Raw genomic sequence first — 12,780 nt, 5'->3', positions numbered from 1 at the left:
GGATCCCCTATCCGGAGATACACAGGATTTTGCGAAACTGGCCAGGCGTAATCGCATAGTATCTTTTAAAGGTACGGTTAAAGGCGCTGATATCTTCATAGCCCGCCATAATACAAATATCAACGATGCGAAAAGCCGGTTTAACCTTTAATAAATCAAGGGCTAATTGCATCCGCTGTTGGCGAATATAGGCCATTGGCGACATATTAAAATAGTGACGAAACAGGCGAAAAAGATGCCATTCAGAATAGCCGGAAAAGAGGCTCAGCGCCCGCATGGTGAGCTTCTTTTCAAGATTGTTTTTTATCCATTGCACCAGCTCGCTAAGCACTGAACGCTGAATTTCATTTCGTGGCATGATATCTACTCATTTCATTATAATGGCAATCTGGCTGCATAATTTATTCACTGTCTCTTCATTTTATCTACGGGGTTATAGGTTAGTTTGTGGCTGTTCCTGGTTTATCCCAGAGAGCATCATTCCTAACAAGATCTTTTTCCCCCTTTCAATCAATGAGAAAGGGGGCTTTTTGTTTTTTTAATTAAAAAACAAAAGATGTTGAATTTTAATGTTGTCAGGAAATGCTTATCTGACTGGGTGGGAGAAGGAAAGTTCCATTAGAAAATAATTTTTTCACCATTCTCATATATCCATTTTTTCTCCATTTTCTCGTCATAATTGCGTGCAATTCTGCGCCTCGTTCAGGTTATTTAAAACGGCGTCAGAATCTGTCTGGCGCAATGAACTGCATTATTCCCAGCAGGTATCTGCTATTGCCAAATATCTTTTAGACGACACCTCCATGCTAAAAAAAACGAGTCTCATCGCCGGTCTATTGATTTCCCCTTTAACGCTTTACGCATCAACCGCCTATACGGTAGATGACATTCGTTTCGAAGGGCTACAGCGCGTTACCGTTGGCGCTGCGCTACTGAGCATGCCTGTTCATACGGGAGAAGAGGTTTCTAACGAGGATATCAGTGATTCGGTCCGCGCCCTGTACGCCAGCGGCAACTTTGAGAACGTGCAGATCCTGCGCGATGGCAGCACGCTGGTGGTGCAGGTCACAGAGCGGCCAACCATCGCTAAAATCAGCTTTTCCGGGAATAAATCCGTTAAGGATGATGCTCTCAAAGAGAATCTGGCCGCCAGCGGTATTGAAGAAGGCGGCGCGCTGGATCGCAATGCGCTCACGGAAATAGAAAAGGGGCTCCAGGATTTCTATTACAGCGTCGGGAAATATAGCGCTCAGGTCCATGCTGTCGTCACGCCGCTACCGCGTAATCGCGTTGATTTAACCTTTGTCTTTCAGGAGGGGGTATCGGCAAAAATTGCGCAAATTAATATTATTGGCAACCAGGCCTTTAGCGCAGAAACATTGCTGGACCAGCTGCAGCTTCGCGACAGCGTTCCGTGGTGGAACGTGATTGGCGATAAGAAATACCAAAAGCAAAAAATGGCGGCGGATCTTGAGACCATCCGTAGCTATTATCTCGATCGCGGCTACGCGCGTTTTACCATTAACTCCAGTCAGGTCAGTATTACTCCGGATAAAAAATCGCTGTATATCACGATCAATCTTACCGAAGGCGATCGTTATAACGTGGCCAGTACGGTCGTGACCGGCGATATGGCGCAGCATAACCAGGAAATTGAAGCGCTGGTGAAGCCTTTAGCGGGGAAATGGTACAGCGGCGCGGAAATCACGGCGGCTGAGAACAGCATTAAGACGCTGCTGGGAAAATACGGCTATGCCTGGCCGCAGGTTAATACCGCGCCGGATATTGATGAGACGAAAAAAAACGTCGTTTTGCATATTAACGTCAATGCCGGACGCCGTTATTCGGTTCGTCAGATTCGCTTTGAGGGTAACGATACTTCCCGCGATGCGGTGCTGCGTCGCGAAATGCGCCAGATGGAAGGCGCGTGGCTGAATGACGAGAAAGTCGAGCAGGGGAAAACGCGGCTGGATCGTACCGGATTTTTTGAAACCGTCGACAAGCAGATCGTTCCGGTAAGCGGTAGCCAGGATCAGGTGGACGTGGTCTATAAGGTGAAGGAGCGCAATACCGGCTCCTTTAACGTTGGTCTGGGCTTTGGTACCGACAGCGGCGTGAGCTACCAGCTCGGCGTCACTCAGGATAACTGGCTGGGGACCGGCAATAGCGTCAGCTTCAACGGCACGCGCAACAGCTACCAGTCCTATATTGAGCTGGGAGCGACGAACCCTTACTTCACCGTGGATGGCGTCAGCCTCGGCGGCAAAATTTTCTACAACAGCTACGACGCCTCGGATGCCGATTCCGGAAGCTACAACCAGCAAAGCTACGGCGTTGGCAGTACGCTGGGATTCCCGATTAGCGAGAATAACGCCCTCAACCTTGGCCTGGACTATGTCCATAACCGCCTGACCAATATGGAGCCGGAGCTCACCACCTGGAGCTATCTTAACTCACGTGGCATCTATCCTGACGTCGTCACCAAAGACGGCGACAGCGGTGCGACCTATAGCGCCAATGACTATTTTGCCAGCGTTGGCTGGAGCTATAACAACCTCGATCGCGGTTTTTTCCCGCGGGCTGGGAATAAAAGCAGCCTGACCGCCAAGGTCACCGTACCCGGTTCGGATAACAGCTATTACAAAGTGACTTTCGATACCACCCAATATATGCCGCTGGCCGAGAGCAAAAGCTGGGTATGGATGGAGCACCTGCGCGCGGGCTATGCCGATGGGCTGAACGGCAAATCGGTGCCGTTTTACGATAACTTTTATGCCGGCGGATCGTCGTCGGTTCGCGGTTTTTCGTCGAATACGATTGGCCCAAAAGCGGCTTATTATCGTTGTAATGGTTCTGAAAGCAGCTACAGCACCTGTCCGCTGGACTCATCATCCGATGCGGTTGGCGGTAACGCGATGGCGGTGCTGAACAGCGAGTTTATTGTGCCGACGCCGTTTGTGAATGACAAATATGCCGACAGCCTGCGAACGTCGCTATTCCTCGACGCCGGTACGGTATGGAGCACCTCCTGGCAAAATACCGGCCAGACGCTGGCGGCCGGGATCCCGGACTATGGCGATCCGTCACATATCCGGATGTCTGCCGGGATTGCGGTGCAGTGGATGTCGCCACTGGGCCCGCTGGTGTTCTCCTGGGCCGAACCCTTTAAAAAATACGATGGTGATAAAGCCGAGCAGTTCCAGTTTAATATTGGTAAAACCTGGTAATCCTGCTGCTTATTATTTGAAGGAGAGCTCGGTTCTTTGTGGTAAATGCTAAAAATAGTACCGCAGGCTACCGCTGTGGGTAGCCTGTAATTAATTGTCAGTATATTCTTATTTATGTATATTCCTGCGGGGCGCGCTTCTGGCTATTATGGTTAACCATTCATTATTAGAATGCTATATTTAAGGTAAGCCTTATTGAGTACGGGTGGTATTGAGTATTGTCTGATATCACATTATTAATCGATAACCTTGCGGTTAGCTATCATGGATGCTATCACTATATAGAGTCATTTATCAGCAATGCCAGCAAGGATAAAAAATGAAATGGACTATTCATAATACGCTTGTCTGCCCGTATTCCGGCGTGGCTTTTTCTTCGATTTCCAGCCTGCGGTTTTTAAAGTTTATTCTTTGGTATGAAGCCGACATTTTATTACTGCCGGGAGAGTCGATGAAGCTCTACTCGTCCAGCGTGTTAATTAACGAGCAATATCATGCGGTAAAGGTTTATAACATCACGCGATACGATGAAGCCCAGTGGGAGAAACTGCGGGAGCGGCCTTCTTGTCCGTATCAATCTACCGCCACGACGGCAAACGCCTGTTCTTACCAGGCGCACTGCGCAATAAAACGCTGCCCGAACAACTTTCCACGCGGGCTATTGGGCAGTCGTCCGTCGGCCAGCGGAAGCGTTATAACCAGACCATAATGGTGTCATCGCTGCGGTGTATATCGGTGATGGGTTTAGGCTGTCGCAGAGGGGGAAATCGCGGGTGGCGGTGCTGTGCACCTGTCCGGGCAACCGGTTCACCGCCGTCTGGTGGTCCGGTCAGCGACATCGGCGCCCGGATAAGGTGGGCCGATATCAGGTCATCATCATCGGCCATTCTGGCGGAGTCTGGCTCATGACTTCAATCATCACGTCCTTGATATTGCCCCAGATTTTCGCCACGTCCAGCAGCGTAATGCCTAACAGACCGGTGGCGAACCAGCAGGCTGCGGCCAGGCCCATACAGCTACAAATCACCGCTAAACCGGCATAATCGCTTTTACGTAGCTGAATGTTCAACGAGCTGGCCAGAAACATCAGCACTGCGCTCACGAGTGGCCAGCGCAAAAGCACGACACTGGTAGTAATGGAAGCCATCAACCTATCCTCAACGAAATTTGGGAGCCTTTGACAACCGGATGAGACTGACGATGGAACGGCGCTCTGGCTATCTTCAGGCAAACAAGATCGTAATGAAACAACGTTTTTGTTTCATCAGCTAATGTGAACTATATCACACTTGTTCTTTTATTCACCAGCCAAAAATGGTGTTTTCTTGCGCTTATTAGCCATGTAAATAGCAGGGTTAATAAGGAGGGCGCGGGGCTTTCTTGCAATGTGAAGGCTGATTATAAGGGATTATCGGCGGTTTTGGTTTTTTAATAAGGTTTATGTTCTGCGGATTTTATTACTTATTCTGGCTAATTATACGGATAAACCGAATGACATAGTGGGGCTAATCTCATTATGTTGAGAATGTTTCTCCAGTGGTCCTATAAGCCAGTATTATTCATAATTCATCGTCATGAGGTTTTTACGTCAAAGCGTGGGTTGCTGAGATGCTCCGTTCATATCACAGTAAGCAGAGTCATCGGGGCTGTTCACCTTGATTAAGGCGTATCGCATGGATAAAAAGCGGAAATGAATCATAGCGCGCCGCATAAGGCGTTGAGAATATTTGGCATCGTGCTGGTCATTCTGCTGCCGGTGCTGCTGGCGTTGTGGTTTGCGCAAATTCGCGCCAAAGCGGAAACCGCCGATCAGCTGAGGCTGTTTTCTCGACTGGCGCTGCAAAAAACGGAGATGGTGATTCGTGAAGCCGACGAAGCGCGCGATAAAGCCCGCTTGTATCAGGGAGCGATATGTTCACCACAGCATCAGCAATATTTGCTCGGTATTGTTCGCGGCCTGCTCTATATCGACGATTTAATCTACGCCAACGGCACCCATTTCTTCTGCTCCACTTCGGTTCGCCGCCAGACGGGGTGGCAAATTCCGGCCGCAACCTATACCAAAAAGCCGGATGTCGCGATTTACTACTACCGCGAGACCCCTTTCTACCCTGGCTATGCGATGAACTATATGCAGCGCGGCAACTATGTGGTGGTGGTTAATCCGCTCTCATACAGCGCGTTGATCACCAGCGACCGCGACCTCGCCTGGGGCGTTTTTGATACCAAAACCCACCAGTTTTTTTCCGTCAGCAAGAATGCCGACCCCGATGAGCTGCATCGCCTGATTCGCGCTGAAGCGTCTTTATTTCACCAGGATGGCCGCGTTTATACCATCGCCCATTCCACCGTTCGCCCGATAGCCGTCATTATGTCCACTTCGCGCGTCAGCTATTATCAGAATTTTTATAATCAGGTGACCCTGACGCTACCGCTGGGGCTGATTTGCAGCGTATTGCTCCTGCTGGTGTGGTCGCGCACCCGTCAGCAGTACCACTCTCCGCGGAAGATGCTGCAGCGCGCGTTAAACCGTCGTCAGCTGTGCCTTCACTATCAACCGGTTATCGATATTAAAAATAACCGCTGCGTCGGTACCGAAGCATTATTGCGCTGGCCAGGCTTTGATGGGCCGGTGATGAGTCCGGCGGAGTTCATTCCGATGGCGGAAAATGAAGGGATGATCGCCCAGGTCACCGACTATGTCATCGATGAGGTATTTTCCGACCTGGGCGAGTTTCTGGCGCGGCAGCCGCATCTGTACGTGGCGATTAACCTCTCCGCTTCCGATTTCCATTCCGCACGCTTGATTGAGCACATCAACGAGAAGATCCAGCGCTACGCGGTCAAGGCGGAACAAATCAAAATCGAAGTGACCGAACGCGGGTTTATCGACGTGGCGAAAACGACGCCGGTGATCCAGGCGTTCCGCGATGCGGGATATGAAATCGCCATCGATGATTTCGGCACCGGCTACTCCAACCTGCACAATCTTCATGCGCTCAACGTCGACGTTCTGAAGATTGATAAATCTTTTGTCGACATGCTGACGAGCAATACCACCAGCCACCTGATTGCCGAGCATATTATCCAGATGGCAAACAGCCTGCATTTAAAAATCGTGGCTGAAGGCGTCGAAACGGCAGAGCAGGTAGCCTGGCTCCAGCAACGCGGCGTGCAGTACTGTCAGGGGTGGCACTTTGCGAAAGCGATGCCGCCGCAGGAGTTCATGCTGTGGCTGGCGAATGAGCGCACCTGCCTCAGCCCCTATCAGCCGCACTATCAGGCAGAAATTTGATGGCGATAGGCGGTCGGCGTTCGGTCAAATTCGCGACGGAACACCCGCGAGAAGGTTTGCTGCGACACGTAGCCGAGATCCATCGCGATATCAAAAATAGGGCGCTGGGTGGTTCTTAGCGCTTCCGCGGCGAGCAGCAGGCGGCGCTGGCGAATGTAATCGCCCAGCGTTTGATGCATCACGGCGCGGAACATCCGCTGCAGATACCATTTCGAGTATCCCGATTTTCTGGCGACTATATCAATGTTAAGTGGTTGATCGATATGTTCATCAATCCATTCAATAAGCGTTTGGATAATATCCTGATGGGACATAAAGCGGCCTCTCTCAATTCTCGATTCGTCGTTTTGTCTGCGGGCGAGTATAATTCCTCAAGTTAACTTGAGGTAAAGCGCTTTATGGAAAAGAAATCACCCCGCATCAAAATGCTGCTGACGCCCGGCGAAGTGGCAAAACGAACCGGCGTGGCCGTCTCCGCGCTGCACTTTTATGAAAGTAAAGGGCTGATCCACAGCCAGCGCAACGCGGGCAATCAGCGGCGCTACCGGCGCGACGTCCTGCGCGCGGTGGCGATCATTAAGATTGCGCAACGCATTGGTATTCCGCTGGCGACCATCGGCGACGCGTTCGGCGTACTGCCGGAAGGGCATAACCTCAGCGCCAAAGAGTGGAAGATGCTGTCGTCCCAGTGGCGGGAGGAGCTGGACCGGCGCATTCATACCCTGACCGCGCTGCGCGATCAGCTCGATGGCTGTATCGGCTGCGGCTGTCTGTCGCGTCGCGACTGCCCGTTACGCAATCCGGGCGATAAGCTGGGTGAAGAGGGGACCGGCGCGCGATTGCTGGAGGATGACTAAAAAACTAAAGCGCCACAACAGGGCGCTTTAGTTGTTTTCCGGTCTTGGTCTTTCGCACTATCCCGCTGGTACGCAGGAGGGTTTCCCCCGACGTCGGCTCACCTCAGTATTGCGCAATCTTTGATGGAGGTTCCGGTTTGCGCCGACAATTTAAGTGTGGCTCTTTTCTCTGAATTTGCCTCTTCAGTTTGCCGAAAAATTCCCGGCATCCGCCGCCTGTTCCTATAGTTAATTTGAACAAACAGCGGGAGAGGCCCATGTTAACGGTACATCATCTCAATCAGTCACGATCGCAGCGCGTGTTATGGGCGCTGGAAGAGCTGCAGCTGCCTTATCAGGTTGTCTCTTATCAGCGTGGCAAGGATATGCTCGCACCGGCGGAATTAAAAAGCGTTCATCCGCTGGGTAAATCGCCGGTGGTTGAGGATAACGGCCACATTCTGGCGGAGTCCGGCGCCATTCTGGAATATTTACAGGAAACCTATGATAGCGCCCGGCGCTTAAAACCTGAGTCGGTGGAAGATAAGCTGCAATATCGCTTTTGGCTGCACTACGCCGAGGGGTCGCTGATGCCCCTGCTGCTGATGAAGCTGGTGTTTGCCAGCCTGGGCAAACCGCCGGTGCCGTTTGGTATGCGCACGCTGGGTAATGCGTTGGGCAAGGGGGTACAGAAGGCCTGGCTTAACCGCCAGGTGGACACCCATGCCCGCTTTATTGAAGCGCACCTTTCCCGCCAGCGCTGGTTTGCCGGCGCTGAGCTGAGTATGGCCGATATTCAGATGAGCTTTCCCGCGATGGCGCTGCTGGCGCGCGGCGGCGTGGAGAATTTACCCCATCTGACGCAGTGGGTTCAGCGCGTGGAGCAGCGCCCGGCCTGGCAAAAAGCGGTTGAGCGCGGGGGGCCGTTCACCTTACCCGGCGAATAAACTATTACTAAAGCCGATGACCGGGGAAAATTGCTATCAGCGCAATACAAAAATGTTACCGGATTGCGCATGGACGATAACGTTTGCGCATCGGCTGGTTATTTCCTGAACGTCATAAGCGAAATTTAGCGAAATACGACAAACTTCAGTTGAAAAGGCCCGTCTAAAGGCTGGATAATCGTTTGCCTTTTTATTTTGCTCATCATTTCCTCTGCTGACAGAGGGGAGCAAAGTCATTCTTCACACCGTACTGTATGCGCGGAGTTAAACGTTTGCTTTTTCGCGGCCCCTGGCGCTGCGATGTAGCACAAGGAGATCGCGTTTAGCTGGCAGTGGATGGTCCACCACGCATTCGGACGAACGATAAAAATTCTCAGGGGAAGTTTTCTATGTCTACGCCTTCAGCGCGTACCGGCGGTTCATTGGACGCCTGGTTTAAAATTTCTGCTCGCGGCAGCACCGTGCGTCAGGAAATCGTTGCCGGTCTTACCACCTTCCTGGCGATGGTTTACTCCGTCATCGTGGTGCCGGGTATGCTCGGCAAAGCGGGTTTTCCACCGGCTGCGGTATTTGTTTCCACCTGTCTGGTTGCCGGCGTCGGCTCGCTGGTGATGGGGCTGTGGGCGAACCTGCCGCTGGCGATTGGCTGCGCCATCTCGCTGACCGCGTTTACCGCCTTTAGCCTGGTACTGGGTCAACAGATCAGCATTCCGGTCGCGCTGGGCGCGGTGTTCCTGATGGGTGTCCTGTTCACCGTGATCTCCGCGACCGGCATTCGTAGCTGGATCCTGCGTAACCTGCCGCAGGGCGTGGCGCACGGTACGGGGATTGGTATCGGTCTGTTCCTGCTGCTGATTGCCGCCAACGGCGTGGGCCTGGTGATTAAAAATCCGCTGGATGGTCTGCCGGTGGCGCTGGGTAATTTTGATAGCTTCCCGGTGATTATGTCGCTGGTCGGGCTGGCGGTGATTATCGGCCTCGAAAAACTGAAAGTGCCGGGCGGTATCCTGCTGACGATTATCGGCGTCTCGATTATCGGCCTGATCTTCGATCCTAACGTTCACTTCTCCGGTATCTTCGCCATGCCGTCGCTGAGCGACGATAAAGGCAACTCGCTGATCGGTAGCCTGGATATCGTGGGCGCGCTGAACCCGGTGGTGCTGCCAAGCGTGCTTGCGCTGGTGATGACCGCGGTGTTTGACGCCACCGGAACCATCCGCGCGGTGGCCGGCCAGGCGAACCTGCTGGATAAAGACGGGCAGATTATTAACGGCGGCAAAGCGCTGACCACCGACTCCCTGAGCAGCGTCTTCTCCGGCCTGGTCGGGGCGGCGCCGGCGGCGGTGTATATCGAATCCGCTGCCGGTACTGCGGCGGGCGGCAAAACGGGCCTGACGGCAGTGACCGTCGGCGTGCTGTTCCTGCTGATCCTGTTCCTCTCTCCGCTCTCGTATCTGGTGCCGGCTTATGCCACCGCGCCGGCGCTGATGTACGTCGGCCTGCTGATGCTGAGCAACGTGGCGAAAATCGATTTCAACGATTTCGTCGACGCGATGGCGGGCCTGATTACCGCGGTCTTTATCGTGCTGACCTGCAACATCGTGACCGGCATCATGATCGGCTTTGCGTCGCTGGTGATCGGTCGTCTGGTGTCCGGCGAATGGCGTAAGCTAAACCTGGGTACGGTGATCATCGCCGCGGCGCTGGTTATCTTCTACGCCGGCGGTTGGGCGATTTAACTTTTCCTGCTAACAACGGGCGGCTTTGGCCGCCCGTTTAATTTTTAAGCCACATCCTGTTTCCTTTTGCGTTAATCTGAGTAGCGTATTATGCCGAGACATGACGCCTCAGATGTAAAAAAAAGACACGCAGCAAACAGGGAACACATGGAAATATTCTTTACCATACTCATCATGACCCTCGTGGTCTCTCTCTCCGGGGTGGTTACACGCGTACTGCCCTTTCAGGTTCCACTCCCCTTAATCCAAATTGCCATCGGCGCGCTGTTGGCCTGGCCTACCTTCGGATTGCACGTTGAATTCGACCCCGAACTCTTTCTGGTTCTGTTCATTCCGCCGCTGCTTTTTGCCGATGGCTGGAAGACGCCAACCCGTGAGTTCATAGAGCATGGACGGGAAATTTTCGGTCTGGCGCTGGCGCTGGTGGTGGTGACGGTGGTCGGTATTGGCTACCTCATCTACTGGATCGTGCCGGGTATTCCGCTGATTCCGGCTTTTGCTCTGGCGGCGGTTCTGTCGCCAACGGATGCCGTGGCGCTGTCGGGAATTGTCGGCGAAGGGCGCATTCCGAAAAAAATAATGGGCATTTTGCAGGGCGAAGCGCTGATGAACGATGCCTCCGGCCTGGTCTCCCTGAAGTTCGCCGTTGCGGTGGCGATGGGCACCATGGTCTTTACCGTCGGCGGCGCGACGGTGGAGTTCTTCAAGGTGGCGGTCGGCGGTATTCTCGCGGGCTTTGTGGTCAGCTGGCTGTACGGGCGCTCGATGCGCTTCCTCAGCCGCTGGGGCGGCGATGAACCGGCAACGCAAATTGTGCTGCTGTTCCTGCTGCCGTTCGCCTCTTATCTGATCGCGGAGCATATCGGCTTTTCCGGGATCCTGGCGGCGGTCGCCGCGGGGATGACCATTACGCGTTCCGGGGTGATGCGCAGCGCGCCGCTGGCGATGCGCCTGCGCGCCAACAGCACCTGGGCGATGCTGGAGTTCGTGTTTAACGGCATGGTCTTCCTGCTGTTGGGCCTGCAGCTGCCGGACATCCTTTCCAGCTCGCTGGTGGCCGCAGAAGCGGATCCCAACGTCGAAACCTGGATGCTGTTTACCGATATCATTCTGATTTATGCCGCCCTGATGCTGGTGCGTTTTGGCTGGCTGTGGACGATGCGCAAACTGAGCCAGCGTTTCCTGAAAAAGAAACCGATGGAGTTCGGCTCCTGGACCACGCGCGAGCTGCTGATCTCCTCCGTCGCCGGCGTTCGCGGGGCGATTACCCTTGCCGGTGTACTGTCTATTCCTCTGCTGCTACCGGACGGCAACGTCTTCCCGGCGCGCTATGAGCTGGTGTTCCTCGCCGCCGGGGTGATTCTGTTCTCACTGTTCGTCGGCGTGATTGTGCTGCCGATTCTGCTGCGCCATATCGAGTCGACCGACCATGTCCAGCAGCGCAAAGAGGAGCGTCTGGCGCGGGCCGCTACGGCGGATGTGGCGATTGTCGCGATTCAGAAAATGGAAGAGCGTCTGGCTGCGGATACCAAAGAGAATATTGATAATCAGCTGCTGACCGAGGTCAGTTCGCGGGTGATTGGTAACCTGCGTCGTCGCGTCGATGGCCGCAACGATGTTGAAACGTCGATGCTGGAGGAGAGCCTCGAACGCCGGTTCCGCCTGGCGGCGCTGCGTTCCGAACGCGGTGAGCTGTACCACCTGCGCGCCACCCGGCAGATCAGCAACGAGACGCTGCAGAAGCTGCTGCACGACCTCGATCTGCTGGAAGCGCTGCTTATCGAAGATCAGTAACGCCGTACCTATTCCCCGGGTCAGGCGTTGACGCCGCGACCCGGGGACTTACTTCAGCCAGAACGCCTTACTGCACTCCAGCCACGCTCGTGCGCTGTGCGACAGATAAACGCCTTCCCGCCAAATCATCCCCAGCTCCCAGCGCAGATCGCTCTGCAACGGCATCCAGCAAAAGCTCTGCGGGTCGAGGCGCTGGCAAATCGGCTCCGGCAAAATCGCGATGCCAATCCCCGCCTGGACCATGGCGGCCAGAAAATCCCACTGTCCGCTGCGCACGGCGATGCGCGGCTTAACATCATGCTGAGCAAACAGCCGCATCAGCTGCTGGCTGAGGGCGAAATCCTCGTTGTAAATCACCAGCGGATGCGCGGCGAGCGCCTGCGGCGACAATGACCTGAGGCCCTCCCATTGTGCCGTTCTCGGCGTCAGTACGCAGAGCGGATGGCTGAACAGAGATAGCGTCGTCAGGCCACTGGCCTCATCAACCGGAAGTGCCGTCATGGCTAAATCCAGTTCGCCGTTGCTGACCGCCTGCTGCACGGTCAATCCGCCAAACTCGGAGATTTTCAACTCGATACCCGCATAGCGCTGGCGAAAGCGGCTAATCGGCTCGGCCATCAGCATGCCGACCATCGGCGGGATCCCGAGACGCAGTACGCCTTTGTGCAGATGATTAATATCGCTCAGTTCCGACTCCAGCTGGTGAAATTCGCCAAGGATGGCCTGCCCGCGCTCGAAAACCACGCGTCCGGTATCGGTCAGCAGCAGCCGGCGACCGTCGCGGATCAGCAGCGTGCAGTTCAGCTCATCTTCAAGGTTTTTAAGCATCTTGCTGATGGTGGGCTGCGTGACGAACAGTTTCTCCGCCGCGCGGGTAAAGCTTTGCTGGCGAACCACTTCGACAAAATAACGCAGCGTTCGGATATCCATAATTATTCCCTG

General features: G+C 54.1%; 11 protein-coding genes. 7 read left to right on the top strand and 4 right to left on the bottom strand.

What is annotated here, in order from left to right; all coding sequences use genetic code 11:
- Window positions 1-7 precede the first annotated feature (7 nt).
- A complete protein-coding gene (locus ABLV30_RS20960; protein ID WP_025107696.1) occupies window positions 8-358 on the bottom strand; it encodes an AraC family transcriptional regulator in 351 nt (116 codons plus the stop codon).
- A 445-nt stretch (window positions 359-803) separates the two neighbouring features.
- Between ABLV30_RS20960 and bamA the strand changes: the two genes are divergently transcribed.
- A complete protein-coding gene (bamA, locus tag ABLV30_RS20955; RefSeq protein WP_102803509.1) occupies window positions 804-3,227 on the top strand; it encodes an outer membrane protein assembly factor BamA in 2,424 nt (807 codons plus the stop codon).
- A gap of 319 nt (window positions 3,228-3,546) precedes the next feature.
- The gene (gene iraM / locus ABLV30_RS20950; RefSeq protein WP_004097807.1) at window positions 3,547-3,936 is read left to right on the top strand and encodes an anti-adapter protein IraM; all 390 of its coding nucleotides are present in this window, start codon (window positions 3,547-3,549) and stop codon (window positions 3,934-3,936) included.
- Window positions 3,937-4,092: 156 nt separating this feature from the next.
- Here the strand turns inward: iraM and ABLV30_RS20945 are convergent, their stop codons facing one another.
- Window positions 4,093-4,374, bottom strand: a complete 282-nt coding sequence (locus tag ABLV30_RS20945; RefSeq protein WP_004097808.1) for a YjcB family protein — start codon at window positions 4,372-4,374, stop codon at window positions 4,093-4,095.
- A 543-nt stretch (window positions 4,375-4,917) separates the two neighbouring features.
- On the opposite strand from ABLV30_RS20945, the gene ABLV30_RS20940 reads away from it, so the two are divergent.
- Window positions 4,918-6,522, top strand: a complete 1,605-nt coding sequence (locus ABLV30_RS20940) for an EAL domain-containing protein (RefSeq protein WP_025107694.1) — start codon at window positions 4,918-4,920, stop codon at window positions 6,520-6,522.
- Here ABLV30_RS20940 and soxS read toward each other — a convergent pair.
- Window positions 6,507-6,836, bottom strand: coding sequence for a superoxide response transcriptional regulator SoxS (gene soxS / locus ABLV30_RS20935; protein ID WP_004097813.1), 330 nt, complete (start codon window positions 6,834-6,836; stop codon window positions 6,507-6,509). The genes ABLV30_RS20940 and soxS overlap by 16 nt on opposite strands.
- Window positions 6,837-6,920: 84 nt before the next feature.
- Here soxS and soxR point away from each other — a divergent pair, with 84 nt between their 5' ends.
- The 4 genes from soxR (at window position 6,921) to ABLV30_RS20915 (ending at window position 11,838) form a co-directional block, all read left to right on the top strand.
- Window positions 6,921-7,379 carry a redox-sensitive transcriptional activator SoxR gene (soxR, locus tag ABLV30_RS20930; RefSeq protein WP_004097815.1) on the top strand — a complete coding sequence of 153 codons (459 nt, stop codon included), beginning with the start codon at window positions 6,921-6,923 and terminating at the stop codon, window positions 7,377-7,379.
- A 257-nt stretch (window positions 7,380-7,636) separates the two neighbouring features.
- Window positions 7,637-8,305: a glutathione S-transferase gene (locus tag ABLV30_RS20925; RefSeq protein ID WP_014227554.1), complete on the top strand. Its 669-nt coding sequence runs from the start codon at window positions 7,637-7,639 to the stop codon at window positions 8,303-8,305.
- 389 nt (window positions 8,306-8,694) lie between these two features.
- Window positions 8,695-10,044: an NCS2 family permease gene (locus ABLV30_RS20920; protein ID WP_004097818.1), complete on the top strand. Its 1,350-nt coding sequence runs from the start codon at window positions 8,695-8,697 to the stop codon at window positions 10,042-10,044.
- 147 nt (window positions 10,045-10,191) lie between these two features.
- Window positions 10,192-11,838: a Na+/H+ antiporter gene (locus tag ABLV30_RS20915; RefSeq protein ID WP_004109468.1), complete on the top strand. Its 1,647-nt coding sequence runs from the start codon at window positions 10,192-10,194 to the stop codon at window positions 11,836-11,838.
- Between the two features lie 48 nt (window positions 11,839-11,886).
- Here the strand turns inward: ABLV30_RS20915 and ABLV30_RS20910 are convergent, their stop codons facing one another.
- A complete protein-coding gene (locus tag ABLV30_RS20910; RefSeq protein WP_025107691.1) occupies window positions 11,887-12,768 on the bottom strand; it encodes a LysR family transcriptional regulator in 882 nt (293 codons plus the stop codon).
- Between the last annotated feature and the right edge of the window lie 12 nt (window positions 12,769-12,780).

It is taken from the genome of Klebsiella sp. CN_Kp113, assembly GCF_040064585.1.
Classification (GTDB): domain Bacteria; phylum Pseudomonadota; class Gammaproteobacteria; order Enterobacterales; family Enterobacteriaceae; genus Klebsiella; species Klebsiella michiganensis.
The sequence above is the reverse complement of the archived record's forward strand: the minus strand, read 5'-3'. Positions and strand labels throughout refer to the sequence as shown.

What these genes read in the sequence shown, in the direction of transcription:
- ABLV30_RS20920 (WP_004097818.1), top strand. Translation starts at nt 8,695, where the DNA reads ATGTCTACGCCTTCAGCGCGTACCGGCGGTTCATTGGACGCCTGGTTT.
- soxS (WP_004097813.1), bottom strand. Translation starts at nt 6,836, where the DNA reads ATGTCCCATCAGGATATTATCCAAACGCTTATTGAATGGATTGATGAA.
- ABLV30_RS20945 (WP_004097808.1), bottom strand. Translation starts at nt 4,374, where the DNA reads ATGGCTTCCATTACTACCAGTGTCGTGCTTTTGCGCTGGCCACTCGTG.
- ABLV30_RS20925 (WP_014227554.1), top strand. Translation starts at nt 7,637, where the DNA reads ATGTTAACGGTACATCATCTCAATCAGTCACGATCGCAGCGCGTGTTA.
- bamA (WP_102803509.1), top strand. Translation starts at nt 804, where the DNA reads ATGCTAAAAAAAACGAGTCTCATCGCCGGTCTATTGATTTCCCCTTTA.
- ABLV30_RS20940 (WP_025107694.1), top strand. Translation starts at nt 4,918, where the DNA reads ATGAATCATAGCGCGCCGCATAAGGCGTTGAGAATATTTGGCATCGTG.
- soxR (WP_004097815.1), top strand. Translation starts at nt 6,921, where the DNA reads ATGGAAAAGAAATCACCCCGCATCAAAATGCTGCTGACGCCCGGCGAA.
- iraM (WP_004097807.1), top strand. Translation starts at nt 3,547, where the DNA reads ATGAAATGGACTATTCATAATACGCTTGTCTGCCCGTATTCCGGCGTG.
- ABLV30_RS20960 (WP_025107696.1), bottom strand. Translation starts at nt 358, where the DNA reads ATGCCACGAAATGAAATTCAGCGTTCAGTGCTTAGCGAGCTGGTGCAA.
- ABLV30_RS20915 (WP_004109468.1), top strand. Translation starts at nt 10,192, where the DNA reads ATGGAAATATTCTTTACCATACTCATCATGACCCTCGTGGTCTCTCTC.
- ABLV30_RS20910 (WP_025107691.1), bottom strand. Translation starts at nt 12,768, where the DNA reads ATGGATATCCGAACGCTGCGTTATTTTGTCGAAGTGGTTCGCCAGCAA.